This window comes from Streptomyces sp. CLCI03 (assembly GCF_053615355.1).
In genome coordinates, this window is sequence record NZ_CM132132.1 from 4,504,478 (window position 1) to 4,518,828 (window position 14,351).

Genomic DNA, 14,351 nt, shown 5'->3' on the forward strand with positions numbered 1-14,351 from the left:
GCTACGGACGCCATTCCTGGCGGTATGCGGGGTGTTCGGCGTAGGACTGTGCAAGGACCCGCACGGCGTATGCCAGGCCTGCCGAGCGGGAGTCCGTGGGGTCCATGGCTTTGTAGTCGTGTGCCAGTTGCTCGGTCAGATCGAGCATGGGGAGGTGGCTGTCGAGAAGGGCCTCTCCGCCCACGGTTTCGGCCACGTAGGCATAGGCGTGGTTGTCGTCCATGATGCGTGCGACGAGGAACTTCAGCAGATCGTCCATGGGGTCATCCTCGCCGGCAAGCCGCTTCGACTGTCAGCCGCCTGTCCCGATGAGGATGCGTTGATCGGCCCACCGGCGTCCACGGACACGTGCACGCGCTAGGCGCTGACGGAAGCCGTGGCCGAAGCCGGTGTCGAGGTGGCCACCACGCGGGTCGGGGTGGTGCGGCGGCGGTCCAGGCGGAGGGCGAGCACCGTGAGGGCGATCGCGGTCACCGTCATGGCGGCGCCGGCCCAGGCGGTGGCGGCGAAGCCCAGGTCGGCGTCGATGACGGTGCCGCCGAGCCAGGGGCCGCCGGTGTTGCCGAGGTTGAAGGCGGCCGTGGTGGTGGCGCCGGCCAGGGTCGGGGCGGCGCCCGCCACGTTGAACATGCGGGCGTTGAGCGCCGGGGCGGTGAAGAAGGCCGAGAAGCCGAGCAGGAAGGCGAGGGCGATCGCGGCGGCCGCGGCGGAGGCCAGCAGGGCGAGCGCGGTGAGGAAGACGGTGGAGGCGGTGATGCCCCAGATCATCACGCCGAACAGGTGCGCGTCGGCGACCCGGCCTCCGACGGTGGTGCCGACCAGCGCGCCGATGCCGAAGAGGCCGAGGATCCACGGGACCCACTGCGAGTCGAGCCCGGCCACGTCGGTGAGCAGCGGTGACAGGTAGCTGAAGGCGCAGAAGACGCCGCCCGCGGCCAGCGCGGTGATGCCGATGGAGAGCCACACCTGGCGGTCGCGGTAGATGCGCAGCTCGCGCCCGAGCGACGGCTTCTCGGCGGGCAGCGGGATCCTCGGGATCAGCGCCAGGATGCCGACGAGGGCGATCGCGGAGGCGGCGGCGACCGACCAGAAGGCGGAGCGCCAGCCCAGGTGCTCGCCGAGGAAGGCGCCGGCGGGGACGCCGAGGACGTTCGCGATGGACAGGCCGCCGATCATGACGGCCATCGCCCGGGCCCGCTGGTCCCTGTCGACCATGGCGATGGCGACGGCCGCGCCCACGGCCCAGAAGCCGGCGCAGGCGAACGCGGAGATCACGCGGGAGGCGAAGAGGAGCTCGTACGAGGGGGCCAGCGCGCCCGCGACCTGCCCGAGGCCGAAGAGGCTGATGAGGGAGACGAGGGTGGTGCGGCGGGGGAGCCGCAGGGTGGCCACGGCCAGCAGCGGCGCGCCCACGACCATGCCGATCGCGAAGGCGGATATGAGCAGGCCCGCCTGCGGGATGGTGACGCCCATGTCCTCGGCGATCGGTGGTAGCAGCCCGGAGAGCATGAATTCGCTGGTGCCGAGCGCGAACACGGACAGTCCGAGGACGTAGACGGCGACGGGCATGCGGGGGCGTGCTGCGGCTGCGGGCATGACTGTCACCAACCAGTGCGAACCCGATCGAATTCCCTACGGGGCGAGAGCGGCGAGCTCGGCGGCGAGATTGGCGCGGGCCGGGGCCTCCCAGTGCGTGGCTCCGTAGGGCGTGCGGAAGAGTCGCGGCAGATCGAGCAGCTGGCGCAGGACGGCGGCGCGGCCGGCGCGGAAGGCCTCGTCCGGGACGAAGCCGTACTCGGCGCGGACGGCGGCGACGTAGGCGGCGTAGGCCTCGGGCTCCCCGGCCAGGACGGCCAGGTCCGCGTCGCAGAGCGCCTCGCCGTCGGTGTCCCCGGGGGCGGGGTCGTGGGTGACGGTGAGCCGGACGAGGCGGGCCACCTCGGCGGTGCGGGCGGGGTCGATGCCGAGCTCGGGGAGGGCGCGCTCGGCGAGGGCGGCGCTGCGCTCCTCGTTCTCGGACCGGTCGGGGCGGTAGACGGCGTCGTGGAACCAGGCGGCGAGCCGCACGGCGGCCGGATCGGCGGCGTGCGGGGCCAGTACGTCGATCCGCGCGAGTACGTCGGCCAGGTGCGCGGTGGTGTGGTAGCGGCGTTGCGGCTCCGCCCAGGCGGCCAGCAGGCGGTCGGCGTAGGGCGCGGGATCACGGTCGGCGGGGGCGCCGGCGGCGGTGACGGTCGCCTGCCAGCGGGCCCGCAGGTCGGCGGTGTCCGGGTGGGTGTCGCTGCTCTGGGTGCCTGTGTCCATGGGCACATTGTGGGGTGGCGTGATTGTGCTGGTGAAGGGCGGGTGGAGGCCCGTATTCTGAATATTGGACTAGACCTCTCCTTTTGGTAGGGGTTCCCGAGCTTGCCGAAGAAGGATGGGATCGAATGAGCAACCGTGCGCTCCTGGAGGTGATCGCCCTCGACGTGGAGGACGCGGTCGCGGCCCAGGCCGGTGGGGCGGACCGACTCGAACTGGTCACCGACATGGCCGCCGACGGGCTCACCCCGCCGCGCGAGACCTTCGCGGCGATCAGGACGGCGGTCGACATCCCGCTGCGCGTGATGCTCCGCAGGACGGACGGGTTCGCGGCGGGCGACGTCTCCGAGCTGGTCCGGGTGGCACGGGAACTGCGGGCGGAGGGCGCGCAGGAGTTCGTCCTCGGCTTCCTGGACGCCGACGGGGCCCCCGATCTGGCGGCGGTCGAGGCGGTCGTCGCGGAGCTGGACGGCTGCCGGTGGACCTTCCACCGGGCGATCGACCGCGCGGCGGACCGGGACCACCTGCGCAAGGCGCTGGCCGATCTGCCGGGGCTCGACACGTACCTGACGGCGGGCGCGGCGGCGGGCGTGGACGCCGGGCTGCCGGTGCTGCTCGCGGAGGCGGCGCGGGGTGGTGAGCCGGGGTACGGGGCGCGGATCCTGGTGGGCGGCGGGCTGACGCTCGCGCACCTGCCGGTGCTGCGCGCGGGCGGGATCGACGCCTTCCACATCGGCGGCGCGGCCCGTCCCTCCGGGTGGGGCGGGCCGGTCTCGGCGAAGGCCGTCGCCGAGTGGCGGGCCGTACTGGACTGACGGGGTCGGGCCGTCACGTCGGCCGCGCCACCGCTGCCGGGGGCTCCGCCCCCGGACCCCCGCGCCTCGAACGCCGGCGAGGCTGAAACGCCGGGGCTCCGCCCGCACCCCGCGCCTCAAACGCCGGCGAGGCTGGAAGTCGGGGCTTCGCCCCGGACCCCGCGGCTCAGAAGACGGCAGGGCTGAAAACAGCCTCGCCGGCGTTTGAGGCGCGGGGTCTGGGGCGGAGCCCCAGGAGCGGACCCGCGGGTCAGGGCAGCAGCGGCTCGGGCAGGGCGGCCGCGTGCAGCACGGAGAGGCCCGAGACGGCGCGGGTGAGGCAGACGTACAGGCGGCGCAGGCCCGTCCGTTCGTCCGGCTCGCCGTCGACGATCGCCGCCGGCTCGTCCAGGACGACGTAGTCGTACTCCAGACCCTTCGCCAGCGACGCCGGAACCAGGGTCAGCCGCGACTCGGCGGTGGTCTCCTCGCCCGGCGACAGGTACGGCAGGTCCGCCGCCAGCAGGGCCTCGGCCAGGGCCGGGATGCGCGCGTCCGCCGCGATCAGGCCGATCGAGCCCTCGTGGGCCAGGGACTCGCGGCAGGCGGCGATCACCGCCGCGGTCAGGTCCGGGACCTCCGCGATCCGCAGCGAGCCCGGCGTCTCGCGGACGGAGGAGACCGGGGCCAGGCCCGGGGAGATCGACGGCAGCAGCCGGGAGGCGTAGGCGATCACCTCGCGCGGCACGCGGAAGCCCGCCGTCAGCTCCTCCAGCACCGCCTGCGGCTTGCCCAGGTGCGTCAGGGCCTCGTCCCAGCTGCGCGTGGCCCACGGCGTGGTGCCCTGCGCGAGGTCGCCGAGGACCGTCGCCGAGCCCGTGGTGCAGCGCCGGCCCACCGCCCGGTACTGCATCGGCGACAGGTCCTGCGCCTCGTCGAGGACCACGTGTCCGAGCGAATGCGTGCGTTCCACCAGGTCGGTCGCCTCGTCGATCAGGACCAGGTCCGCCGCCGACCACTTCGCCGACTTCACGCTGCGGAACGGCTTCGACCACAGCAGGAGTTTCTGCTCGTCCTCGGTGAGCACGTCCGCCGCGTGCAGGGCGAGGAACTCGGGGTCGGACAGCAGGCGCAGGACCAGCTTCGCCGGTTCGACGGCGGGCCAGATCTCCTTGACCGCGGCCTTCACCGCCGCGTTGCGGGCCACCGCGTCCTGCACCCGGTCGTCCGGGGCCTCGCCCGCCTGCTCCATCCGTACGAGCACCGCGTGCGCGATGCGCTGCGGCAGGGCCTCGCGGGCCGCGCCGTAGCGGATGTCGCGCTTCTGCAGTTCTTCGACCATCTCCTCCAGCTCGTACGCGGGCACCCGCCAGCGGCGCGAGCCGCGGACCACCATCAGCGGCTCGGTGGGGCGGGTGACGTGCGAGCGGACGGCGCGGCTCAGCACCTCCGCCATGCGGGCGTCGCCCTTGACCACGGCGGTTTCGGCGGCGTCCGTGCCGCGTACCTCCAGGCCGGGGCGGGCGACCAGGTCGTCGACGGTGGCCTGCTTGACCTCCAGCTCGCCCAGGGCCGGCAGGACCTGCTCGATGTAGTGGAGGAAGGAACGGTTCGGCCCGATGACGAGCGTGCCCGTGCGGGCGAGGCGGTCGCGGTGCGCGTAGAGCAGGTACGCGACCCGGTGCAGGCCGACGGCGGTCTTGCCGGTGCCGGGGCCGCCCTGCACGCAGACGGAGCCGGACAGGCCGGAGCGGACGATCTCGTCCTGCTCGGGCTGGATCGTGGCGACGATGTCGCGCATCGGGCCGACGCGCGGGCGCTCGATCTCCTGCTGGAGGAGCTTGCTGACCGCGGCCGCCTCGGCCGGGTCGGAGAGGTGCTCGTCCTCGTACGCCGTCAGCTCGCCGCCGGTGTAGCCGAAGCGGCGGCGCAGGGAGATGTCCTGCGGGTCGGTCTTGGAGGCCCGGTAGAACGGCTGGGAGACGGGTGCGCGCCAGTCGATGACCATCGGGTCGCCGTCGGCGTCGTGGACGTGGCGGCGGCCGATGTAGAACTGCTCGCCCTCCGCGCCCTCGGCGAGCTCCGCGCCGGGTGCGTGGAGGTAGTCGAGGCGGCCGAAGAAGAGCGGGGTGTGGGAGAGGTCGGCGAGGGCTTTGATGCGGTCGTCGATCTGGGCCTGGAGGACGATCGCGTTGACCCAGTTCGCGGTGACGTCGCGGATGTCGAGGGCTTCGACGTCCTCGCGCATCGCGCGCAGGGCGGAACGCGAGGCGCTGAGGTGGGCCCGTTCGCGGCCCAGCGGGTCGGTGGGCGCACTCGGGTTCGCGGCGGGGTTCGCGGTCGGGTTCGCGGTGGGGTCGTCCTGGGCGGTCTCGGGGGCGTGCGCGGGCACGGAACTGCCTCCAGCTGCTGGATGCGGAACAGATGGCCCGCCGGTTTCCGGCCGGAGGGCGGCTCTCCCCGATGAGGCGGCGGGAGGCGGCAAGAGCGGAGATTCTAGCCACCGGGGCGGTGCGGCGCGAACGAATAAACGGGGGGTGCGGGTCAGGTGGTCAGGGGATCTGCAGGGAGTCGAGAAGCTGCTTGTGCATGGCGTTCAGGTCCTTCTCGTTCTCCTCGGGACCGTAGGTCAGGGCCATGACGAGGTGGTCGTCGTCGGAGATGAAGCGGATGGAGCCGGCCAACTGCTCGGTGCCGTCCACGCCGGTGAGGGTCGCGTCGAGGGCCGGGTGGCCGTCCACGGTCGTCTTGCGGACGTTTTCGCTGGTCAGCGTCCCGCTGCCCATCAGGCCGTACGCGTCGACGAAGCCCTTGAGGGCGTCCTCCAGCGGAAGACGGTCGCCCGGCATGTCGTAGACGGCGAAGCCGGTGGCTCCGTCCGGGGTCTCCACCCCGTACACGCGGGCGGCGACGGTTTTGCCGTCCATGGGGATCGAGCCGGAGCGGACCTGGGCCTTCCCGGGGAGTTCGGCCGAGATGCCGCTGGGGGGATCGGTGGTCTTCACCGCGCCCTGGGCGGGCGGGGTGGACGGTGGCGTCGGCGTGGGGGCGACCGCGGCGGCGGGTGCCGGGGCGGCGAACGCGCCGGTGGACGGCAGCAGCCCGGCGGTGACCAGGGCTGTCGATGCGGAGAGCAGCGCGAGGCGCTGGGTCCGGGAACGGTGGGTCATGCGGATCACTCCCATGGCGTGGTCGCCGGCACCGCGGACCTTCCCAGGGTCCGTCCCGGCCGGCATCGCTGCATCCGGACGGGTGTCGTGGCGGGTGTCGCACCAGGCGTCGCACCGGGTGTCGTATCGGCCGGCGCACCGGCGTCGTACCGGGGAGTGTCAGACCTCGGTATCTCCCCTAGGGGTACGCATGCGACGGGAGGAGGACCCGGGGGGCCGTGAGGTTCCCTCCCGGGAGCGATGTGACGGGACCGCGCGAAAACGCACCATGGATCCATGAGCCCCGCACCCTTCACCTCGATCCAGGGCAGCCGTCCTAGCGGCGCCGACTCCGACTCCCTTCCGCAAGGCGGCCTCGGCGGCATGCTGCGCGCCGTCAAGATCTTCGCGGCGACCGCCGTGAGCGTCGTCGTGCTCGGTGAATACGCCGAGGACGCGGGCGTCATACGCCACTGACCTCGGGCCCCGCGCAGCACACCCACTGATCCACTAGGGTCACGCGGGTGACCCGGAGTCCCGTCGTCGGCCGCTCGCCGTCGTCTCTCGTCGATGTGCTGCTGACCGGTTCGCTGCTGCTGCTCGGCGTGCTCTGCATCGCCCTGCGCATTCCGGTGGCCGACACCCTCGTCCAGGGTTTCTCCGCCGCCGAGTGGGGGCCGTCCGCCACGTATCCGCCGTTCGCGGCGATCCTGTTCACGCCCGCCGCGTGGCTGCCGACCGGTGCGCTGAAGGCCGTCCTCGTCCTCGGCGACGCCGGTCTGCTCGCCCTGCTGATCACCTTGTCCTGCCGCCTCGCGGGGCTGAGGTCCCGGCCCGGTCCGGTACTGGCCGCCACCATCGCCGGGCTGTGGCTGCAACCGCTGTTCCAGGCACCGCTCGCCGGGCTGATCAACCTGGCGCTGGCCTGCCTGGTCCTGTGGGACCTCGGCCGGCCCCGGTCCGCGCTCGGCAAGGGCTTCGCGCTGGGCGTCGCCGCCGGGATCACCCTCGCCCCGGCGGCCATCGCCGCGTACCTCCTGCTGACCCGCCGCGTCCACGCGGGGCTCACCGCGCTGGCGGCCTCGGCCGGGACCGCGCTGCTCGGGCTGCTGGTCCTGCCGGAGGCCTCCGTCGAGTTCTGGACCCGGCACCTGGCCGACGCGGCCCGGGCCCTCGTGCTGGACTGGCCGCCGCTGTGGGTCTGGTGCGCGCCCTTGCTGGCCGTCCTGACCGCCCGCGCGTGCCGGGGTCAGTCGCCGGTCAGCAGCTCGTCGGCGTCCATGATCCGGTAGGCGTACCCCTGCTCGGCGAGGAACCGCTGGCGGTGCGCCGCGAAGTCCTGGTCGATCGTGTCGCGCGCGACGACCGAGTAGAACCGCGCCTCGTGGCCGTCCGCCTTCGGTCGCAGCACGCGGCCCAGGCGCTGGGCCTCCTCCTGGCGGGAGCCGAAGGTGCCCGACACCTGGATGGCGACGGTGGCCTCCGGCAGGTCGATGGAGAAGTTCGCGACCTTCGAGACGACCAGCACGCTGATCTCGCCCTCCCGGAAGGCGTTGAAGAGCTTCTCGCGCTGCGCGTTGGAGGTCTCGCCCTTGATGACGGGGGCGTCCAGGTGCTCGCCCAGCTCGTCGAGCTGGTCGATGTACTGCCCGATGACCAGGGTCTGCTCACCGCGGTGCTTGGCCACCAGCGCCTCGGTGACCTTGCGCTTCGTCGCCGTCGTCGCGCAGAAGCGGTACTTCTCCTCCGTCTCGGCGGTCGCGTAGGCGAGCCGCTCCGACTCCGTCAGATTGACCCGGACCTCCACGCAGTCGGCGGGCGCGATGTAGCCCTGCGCCTCGATCTCCTTCCACGGGGCGTCGAAGCGCTTCGGTCCGATGAGGGAGAAGACGTCCGACTCCCGGCCGTCCTCGCGCACGAGCGTCGCGGTCAGGCCGAGCCGGCGCCGCGCCTGCAGATCGGCGGTGAACTTGAAGACCGGTGCGGGCAGCAGGTGCACCTCGTCGTAGACGATCAGGCCCCAGTCCCGGGAGTCGAAGAGCTCCAGGTGCGGGTAGACGCCCTTCCGCTTCGTCGTCAGGACCTGGTAGGTGGCGATGGTGACGGGCCGGATCTCCTTGCGGGTGCCGGAGTACTCGCCGATCTCGTCCTCGGTCAGCGAGGTCCGCTTGACCAGTTCGTGCTTCCACTGGCGGGCCGAGACGGTGTTCGTCACCAGGATCAGCGTCGTCGCCTTGGCCATCGCCATGGCCCCGGCGCCGACCAGCGTCTTGCCGGCGCCGCAGGGCAGCACGACCACGCCGGAGCCGCCGTGCCAGAAGCCCTCGACGGCCTGCTGCTGGTACGGGCGCAGCGCCCAGCCGTTCTCGGCCAGGTCGATCGGGTGGGCCTCGCCGTCGACGTAACCGGCGAGGTCCTCGGCGGGCCAGCCCAGCTTGAGCAGGGTCTGCTTGATCTGCCCGCGCTCGGAGGGGTGCACGGCCACGGTGTCGGCGTCGAGGCGCGCGCCGACGAGCGGGGCGACCTTCTTGGAGCGCAGGATCTCCTCCAGCACCGGCCGGTCGGTGCTGGTCAGCACCAGTCCGTGCACGGGGTGCTTGGAGAGGGTCAGGCGGCCGTAGCGGGCCATCGTCTCGGCGACGTCGACGAGCAGGGCGTGCGGGACGGGGTAGCGGGAGTACTCGACGAGCGCGTCGACGACCTGCTCGGCGTCGTGGCCGGCGGCGCGGGCGTTCCACAGGCCGAGCGGGGTGATCCGGTAGGTGTGGATGTGCTCGGGGGCCCGCTCCAGCTCGGCGAAGGGGGCGATGGCACGCCGGGCGGCTCCGGCGAGCTCGTGGTCGACTTCGAGAAGGAGGGTCTTGTCGCTCTGGACGATGAGTGGACCATTCACGCGCGGCGCCCCGTTTCATTCAGGTCAAACCTCCAGTGTGCCGTACGGCGCGGAGGGTGGGAACACGCCGCTTCGGCGGGAGGTCGGCAGGGGCGGCGGGAGGGCGGCGGGAAGGTCAGCGGCCCATGCCGTCCAGCAGCAGGGCGAGCCCGCCGTGGAACTCGCGGTCCGGGGTGAGGGAGCGGGCGCCGAGCGCGGCCTCGGTCATGGAGGGCGAGGTGATCGGCTGCCTGTACGTCCACGGCTCCCGGGAGGCCCCCGGCCGGGTCGTCGTCAGCCACTGGGTGCGCGCCGACCGGGCCGCGATGGACGGCCTCGTCCACGCGAGGATCACCCGCCGGCTCCGTGAGGTGTGGCCCTTCGACGCCGGGCGGATCGACTACACCCCCCGGTGAGACGGTCGCCGGGCGGCAGCGTCAGCCGCGCCTCTGCCACCAGCGCCGCTTCGGCGCGGTGGACCGAGGCTCCGCGGCGGTGGCGGGGGCATCGCCGCGCCGTTCCGGGGCGACGGCGAGCAGCGCGGTGCGGATGCGGTCGAAGGTCGCGATCGGGTGGTGGCCCTCTCCCGGCAGTGCCACGCCGACGCACACCAGCTTGAAGCTGTTCTCGCCCAGACCGGCCCCTATGAACACCGGTGCGCCGACGCACCCCTGGGGCAGGGTTCCGACCCAGCGGACGCCGTCCTCGTCGGTGCGCACGATCTCCCCGACCACGAGGGCCTGCTCCCTCGCGCCGTTCTCGGCGTCGACAGGATGGCCCAGCAGGTAGGCGGGGACCGGCGTCCCACCGATGCGGGCGATGTCCTCCTCCGTGGCCGCGACACCGTCGGTGATCTCGTCCGTCGTCCAGCTCCACCCCTTGCGCGCGGCGTACGCGTACAGCGCGGTGTCGGGCATGACCGCCACGCCCAGGTCCCCGAGGTGGATCCAGCCCTCCGCGAAACTCGTCATCGCCAGCTTCTCCGCGCCCGTCGCGGGGGCGCCCAGCTCCGGCCGAAGCGTGAACTCGGCCATGTCGTACCGCGTCCGCTCGCCCGCGGTCAGCAGGTACTGCCGGATGACCGCACCCTCGGCGGTCTCCGCCACGAGTTCGTTGAACCAGAAGGCCGTCGCGTACTGCTCCGACCGGTTCGCCCGCTGGAAGGCAAGCGTCGCCCGGGCGGAGTCGGCGTTGATCAGGTAGACGATGGCGCTGTGGAAATCAGGCAGCTCAGACATGGTCCGGGACAGTAGCCAACCGTCGACGGCGGTCCTTTGTCGGGGGTGCCGATCCGTTCTACGGCCGAACGGGTAGACGCCGGGGGCCGATACGGCGAGCGGCCACGTTGCGCACGGGACGCCATCCGCCCGCCGCCTAGGGTGGCACGCGCCCACAGGCGCCCACAGGCGACGTCGGAACGGACCCTCATGACGCAAGCAAGCTGGGACCGCACGCTCTTCACCACCTCCTCCGCTCCCGCCACCACCGTCACCCACGACACCGGCCTGCTCCTGCTCCGGCTCGTCGTCGGCCTGAGCATGGCCGGGCACGGGGCGATGAAGCTCTTCGGCTGGTTCGGCGGCCCGGGCCTCACCGCGACCGGCAAGGGCTTCACCATGGCCGGCTACCCCGCCGGGGACGCCATGGCCGTCATCGCCGGGCTCGCCGAGACCCTGGGCGGCCTCGGCCTCGCCCTCGGTCTGCTCACCCCGCTCGCCGGAGCGGCCCTGACCGGCACCTTCATCAACGTCCTCGACGTCCGCGGCCTCAGCGCCTACTTCCCGCCCAAGGGTGTGGAACTCGAAGTGGTGCTCTTCGCCGCGATCGTCGCCCTGACCCTCACCGGGCCGGGCCGCTTCGCCGTCGACCACTACCTTCCGGTGCTGCGCGAGAACCGGCCCCGCCACGCCCTGCTCGGCCTGCTGCTGGGCGTCGTCGCCGGATTCGTCGTCCTGATCATCCGGGACTGAACCGACCGACAAGATCCGAAAGAGACGGCCTAGGCCCCCAGGTGCGGCAAGGGCCCGGCCGGGTACGGGGTCTCCGTGGGCAGCAGGGCCCGCGCGCCCGCCTCGTCCCCGGTCCCGAGCAGCCGGCGGATCTCCCGGGCCGTCCCGGTCACATCCCGGATCGAGACCGTCCACTCGTCGGCGTACGCCCGCGAGGCCGGACCGGACAGACCCAGCTGGAGCGAGCGGTACGGCAGCGGATTCAGCCGCAGGTCCCGCTCCGGGTCCCACTGCACCCGCGTCGGCGCCGAGCGCAGCGCCTCCTGCCAGGCCGCCCGGTCCGCGTGCACGTCCGGCACGTAGTGGGACAGGCAGGCCTCGCGCAGCGCCCGGTCGAAGCCCTCGCGGGTGATCTCGACCGCCAGCACCGTCTCCTGGCCGTCCTTGGTCCCCCAGCCGCAGCGGTACATCATCCACAGGAACGACGGCTTGATCCACGTCATCCGCTCGCGCTTCCACGCGGGCGGGAAGCGGCCGTCGCGGGCGGCCGGCAGCCCGAGCGCGGGGGAGTAGGCCTGGTAGACCGTGATCGTGGTGTCGGTGTGCGCCGCGCGGACGGCGCGGGTCGGTACCTCGTGGGACATGGCCCCAGGATGATGGCTCGTCATCCCGCCGGCCATCGGTTTTCGGCGCGGGCGACGCAGCCGGCCGCGCGTTCGGACGCGGAGGCGGATCCGCCCCACCGGACCCGGACCCCCGCCCCTACACCTGGTCGTCCGCCAGTTCCGCGACACCGGTGATCCGGTGCAGCGCGTACGTCCGTACCTCGTCCGCGGTGTGGTCGTACCCGGTGACGAAGCCGCCCTCCACCCGGACCGGCGCGATGACCCGTTGGCTCGCCGCGCCCTCCGCGTTCACGTAGCCGATCCACACCGCCGACCCGGTCAGCGCGGCCGCCTGTACCGTCGCCAGGGTCTCCGCCGCGCTCGTGCGCGGCAGTTCGCCCGGCACGGCGGACGCCGAGGCCGCCACGGGCTCCTTGCGCACCGCCGTCGCCGCCACGTCGCCCGCGCGGATCGCCCGTACGGCAGCCGCCAGCAGCGTCGCGTCCGGCACCGGCGGCCCCTCCGGCACCGGTACCGGCGCCGAGCGGGCCGGTGTGCGGTGGGCGTCGGCCCGCGCCACCAGCACGTCGCCGGTACGGGACTCGGCGGCCGGCGCGTACCCCATCGCCCGCAGACCCTCCAGCAGCACGGTCGGATCCGCCTGCGCCGCCAGCACCGTCGGCGCGAGCCGGCGCAGCCCCAGCCCGGCCGAGCGCTTGTCGGCCAGGATCTCGCCCAGCATCGCGTCGTCGTCGCAGCGCACGTACGAGGAGGCCGCGCCGACCCGCAGGTGCCCGTGCCGGCGGGCCACGTCGTCGATCAGGTACGCCAGCGGCTGCGGCACCGGGGTGCGGCTGTGCTCCTTGAGGAAGGCGTGCAGGTCGGCGGCGGCGTGGCCGGCGTCCAGGGCCCGGCGCACCGATCCGGGCGTGAACCGGTACACCGTCGCCCCACCCTTCGACTCCACGTCCGCGAGCACGGCCAGGGTGTCGCCCAGCGGGCGGCGCAGCGGGCCCGGGGCCACCGCCGTCAGGTCGGCCTGCAGCAGCACGTGGTCCACCGGCTCCGGCAGCAGCGGCGCCAGCGACGGCGCCGGGTCACGGTGCTCCAACAGGGCCCGGCCGGGCCCGGACAGGGCGCCCCGGCCGGTCACGCCGAGGACCTCGGTCTCGGCCAGCGTCCACCGCGCGAGCCGGGCCCGCAGATCGCTCGCCCCCCGTACGGGACGCTCCCAGGCGAGCCGCGCCAACAGCGTCTGCGGATCGGGCGCACCGCCCTCGGGCAGCTCACCGAGGAGTTCCAGCACCCGCCGGCGCACCTCGGGGGCGGCGGAGCGGTCGAGTTCGGGGCCGAGCGCGGACAGCGTGCGCCCCTTGGGGTCCTGCTCGCCGACCAGCGGCGCGGTGCGGGTGGCCGGCAGCCAGGCCGCCGCGAGGTGCGACCAGCGCTCGGCGGGCGGCAGTTCGATCCAGTCGTCGAAGGCCGGGGTGGGCGCGTACCGCTCGTCCGCCTCCCCGTCACTGGCCAGCAGACCGGCCGCGTAGGCCAGTTCGACCCAGAAGGCCGCCTGCGACTCGGTCGTGTCCAGCAGGGCCGCGGTCCGCTTCAGGTCCCGTACGGAGAGCCCGCCCGCCCGCAGCACCGGCGGACCGGCGTGCTCCCAGGACTTCACCAGCTCCTCGACGGTGGCCAGCGCGGCCAACGCCTGCCCGGCCGCGTTCGCGTCCACAAGCTGTGGACGGTGCTCGCGGGCCGCGGGCACCGACGGCGCCACCGGGGCGGTGTCCCGGTGCGCGAGCCCGCCCCGCAGGTGCAGCGCCACCTCGCGGGGCAGCACCACGGTCCGGGCCGTCGCGGGCAGCAGCAGCCCCCGGTCGCGCAGCCAGCGCACCGGCGGCGTCGGATTCGGGGTGACCTCCCCGTACGGCGGCCCCCACACGAGCCGGCCCAGCACCTGGTGGGCCTCCGCCGGAGCCTCGTCCAGCAGCGCCGACATCCGCTCCGGGTCGGTGAACAGCCCGGTCAGCGCCGTCACCGCGGACACCGGGTCGTGGGTGGCGGGCAGCCCGACGGCCGCCACGATCTCCTGCACCCGGGTCGGCGACATCCCGGCGGTGGCTTCCGCGACGGTCGGACCCAGCCCGGTGGGGGAAGGGCGGGAGGCCGAGGGGGCGAGCAGCTCGCGCGCCGTGCGGACCAGCCGCAGCCGGTCCTCGTCGCCCCACACCAGGGCCTGGTCGCGCAGGGTGGCCACGGCGTCGGGGAGCGCGGCGCGGGCCCGTTCGTCCTCGCCGCCCGTCAGCAGCCCCTCCAGCACCGCGTACGGGCACGGGTCCGGGCCCACCGCGAGCGCCTCGGCGGTCTGCAGGGCGAACCGGTCCAGCCGGTCCAGGGCGCGCACCACCGAGGCCCGGGTCCCCGCCCGGGTGGCCAACTGCGTCACATCGCCGGGCACCGGGCCGAGCAGGTCCGGGCGGGCGCGCAACAGGGCCGCGAGCGCCGCGTCGTCACGGGCGCGCAGCGCCTCGGCGAGTGAGCGCGGGGAGCTTCCCGTCGGGCTCCCGCCGGCGGATCCCGCCGCAGTGCTTGCCTCGGGCACAGTCGCCTCCTGGTCGCGTCGGCCGGTCAGTCGGCCGGTCCCCATCCGGTCAACGGTATCCGCTGCGCCCGCGGCAGCTCCA

At 73.8% G+C, this 14,351-nt stretch carries 14 protein-coding genes; 5 read left to right on the top strand and 9 right to left on the bottom strand.

Annotation, left to right across the window (positions count from 1 at the left end):
* Position 1: 1 nt before the first annotated feature.
* The 3 genes from ACWG52_RS20880 to ACWG52_RS20890 form a co-directional block, all read right to left on the bottom strand.
* Positions 2 to 259: a DUF6221 family protein gene (locus ACWG52_RS20880; protein WP_389816007.1), complete on the bottom strand. Its 258-nt coding sequence runs from the start codon at positions 257 to 259 to the stop codon at positions 2 to 4.
* 98 nt (positions 260 to 357) lie between these two features.
* Positions 358 to 1,569 (bottom strand): Cmx/CmrA family chloramphenicol efflux MFS transporter, encoded by a 1,212-nt coding sequence (locus ACWG52_RS20885; protein WP_389816146.1) that lies wholly within the window; start codon positions 1,567 to 1,569, stop codon positions 358 to 360.
* Between the two features lie 63 nt (positions 1,570 to 1,632).
* Positions 1,633 to 2,304: an HD domain-containing protein gene (locus ACWG52_RS20890; protein ID WP_390140880.1), complete on the bottom strand. Its 672-nt coding sequence runs from the start codon at positions 2,302 to 2,304 to the stop codon at positions 1,633 to 1,635.
* Positions 2,305 to 2,429: 125 nt separating this feature from the next.
* On the opposite strand from ACWG52_RS20890, the gene ACWG52_RS20895 reads away from it, so the two are divergent.
* Positions 2,430 to 3,116 (top strand): copper homeostasis protein CutC, encoded by a 687-nt coding sequence (locus ACWG52_RS20895; protein ID WP_389816013.1) that lies wholly within the window; start codon positions 2,430 to 2,432, stop codon positions 3,114 to 3,116.
* Between the two features lie 250 nt (positions 3,117 to 3,366).
* Here ACWG52_RS20895 and ACWG52_RS20900 read toward each other — a convergent pair whose 3' ends face one another.
* Positions 3,367 to 5,487, bottom strand: coding sequence for a HelD family protein (locus tag ACWG52_RS20900; RefSeq protein ID WP_389816016.1), 2,121 nt, complete (start codon positions 5,485 to 5,487; stop codon positions 3,367 to 3,369).
* A 160-nt stretch (positions 5,488 to 5,647) separates the two neighbouring features.
* Positions 5,648 to 6,265, bottom strand: coding sequence for a hypothetical protein (locus tag ACWG52_RS20905; RefSeq protein WP_389816019.1), 618 nt, complete (start codon positions 6,263 to 6,265; stop codon positions 5,648 to 5,650).
* A 276-nt stretch (positions 6,266 to 6,541) separates the two neighbouring features.
* Here ACWG52_RS20905 and ACWG52_RS20910 point away from each other — a divergent pair, with 276 nt between their 5' ends.
* Positions 6,542 to 6,721: a hypothetical protein gene (locus ACWG52_RS20910; protein WP_033223664.1), complete on the top strand. Its 180-nt coding sequence runs from the start codon at positions 6,542 to 6,544 to the stop codon at positions 6,719 to 6,721.
* A 47-nt stretch (positions 6,722 to 6,768) separates the two neighbouring features.
* Positions 6,769 to 7,536 carry a glycosyltransferase 87 family protein gene (locus ACWG52_RS20915; protein ID WP_389816023.1) on the top strand — a complete coding sequence of 256 codons (768 nt, stop codon included), beginning with the start codon at positions 6,769 to 6,771 and terminating at the stop codon, positions 7,534 to 7,536.
* On the opposite strand, the gene ACWG52_RS20920 is transcribed toward ACWG52_RS20915, so the two are convergent.
* Complete coding sequence (locus ACWG52_RS20920; protein ID WP_375935911.1) at positions 7,494 to 9,137, bottom strand: DNA repair helicase XPB; 1,644 nt, start codon at positions 9,135 to 9,137, stop codon at positions 7,494 to 7,496. The genes ACWG52_RS20915 and ACWG52_RS20920 overlap by 43 nt on opposite strands.
* 218 nt (positions 9,138 to 9,355) lie before the next feature.
* Between ACWG52_RS20920 and ACWG52_RS20925 the strand changes: the two genes are divergently transcribed.
* Positions 9,356 to 9,532 carry a hypothetical protein gene (locus ACWG52_RS20925; RefSeq protein ID WP_390140882.1) on the top strand — a complete coding sequence of 59 codons (177 nt, stop codon included), beginning with the start codon at positions 9,356 to 9,358 and terminating at the stop codon, positions 9,530 to 9,532.
* Positions 9,533 to 9,553: 21 nt separating this feature from the next.
* Here ACWG52_RS20925 and ACWG52_RS20930 read toward each other — a convergent pair whose 3' ends face one another.
* A complete protein-coding gene (locus ACWG52_RS20930; protein ID WP_389816030.1) occupies positions 9,554 to 10,354 on the bottom strand; it encodes a hypothetical protein in 801 nt (266 codons plus the stop codon).
* A gap of 189 nt (positions 10,355 to 10,543) precedes the next feature.
* Between ACWG52_RS20930 and ACWG52_RS20935 the strand changes: the two genes are divergently transcribed.
* A complete protein-coding gene (locus ACWG52_RS20935; RefSeq protein ID WP_033223671.1) occupies positions 10,544 to 11,086 on the top strand; it encodes a DoxX family protein in 543 nt (180 codons plus the stop codon).
* A 29-nt stretch (positions 11,087 to 11,115) separates the two neighbouring features.
* On the opposite strand, the gene ACWG52_RS20940 is transcribed toward ACWG52_RS20935, so the two are convergent.
* Positions 11,116 to 11,709, bottom strand: a complete 594-nt coding sequence (locus ACWG52_RS20940) for a DUF4291 domain-containing protein (RefSeq protein ID WP_389816036.1) — start codon at positions 11,707 to 11,709, stop codon at positions 11,116 to 11,118.
* 118 nt (positions 11,710 to 11,827) lie between these two features.
* Positions 11,828 to 14,314, bottom strand: a complete 2,487-nt coding sequence (locus tag ACWG52_RS20945; protein WP_390140884.1) for a helicase-associated domain-containing protein — start codon at positions 14,312 to 14,314, stop codon at positions 11,828 to 11,830.
* Between the last annotated feature and the right edge of the window lie 37 nt (positions 14,315 to 14,351).

Bases quoted from the DNA above. Each gene is read 5' to 3' on its own strand.
- ACWG52_RS20880 (WP_389816007.1), bottom strand. From the start codon at position 259: ATGGACGATCTGCTGAAGTTCCTCGTCGCACGCATCATGGACGACAAC.
- ACWG52_RS20885 (WP_389816146.1), bottom strand. From the start codon at position 1,569: ATGCCCGTCGCCGTCTACGTCCTCGGACTGTCCGTGTTCGCGCTCGGC.
- ACWG52_RS20890 (WP_390140880.1), bottom strand. From the start codon at position 2,304: ATGGACACAGGCACCCAGAGCAGCGACACCCACCCGGACACCGCCGAC.
- ACWG52_RS20895 (WP_389816013.1), top strand. From the start codon at position 2,430: ATGAGCAACCGTGCGCTCCTGGAGGTGATCGCCCTCGACGTGGAGGAC.
- ACWG52_RS20905 (WP_389816019.1), bottom strand. From the start codon at position 6,265: ATGACCCACCGTTCCCGGACCCAGCGCCTCGCGCTGCTCTCCGCATCG.
- ACWG52_RS20910 (WP_033223664.1), top strand. From the start codon at position 6,542: ATGAGCCCCGCACCCTTCACCTCGATCCAGGGCAGCCGTCCTAGCGGC.
- ACWG52_RS20930 (WP_389816030.1), bottom strand. From the start codon at position 10,354: ATGTCTGAGCTGCCTGATTTCCACAGCGCCATCGTCTACCTGATCAAC.
- ACWG52_RS20935 (WP_033223671.1), top strand. From the start codon at position 10,544: ATGACGCAAGCAAGCTGGGACCGCACGCTCTTCACCACCTCCTCCGCT.
- ACWG52_RS20940 (WP_389816036.1), bottom strand. From the start codon at position 11,709: ATGTCCCACGAGGTACCGACCCGCGCCGTCCGCGCGGCGCACACCGAC.
- ACWG52_RS20945 (WP_390140884.1), bottom strand. From the start codon at position 14,314: ATGGGGACCGGCCGACTGACCGGCCGACGCGACCAGGAGGCGACTGTG.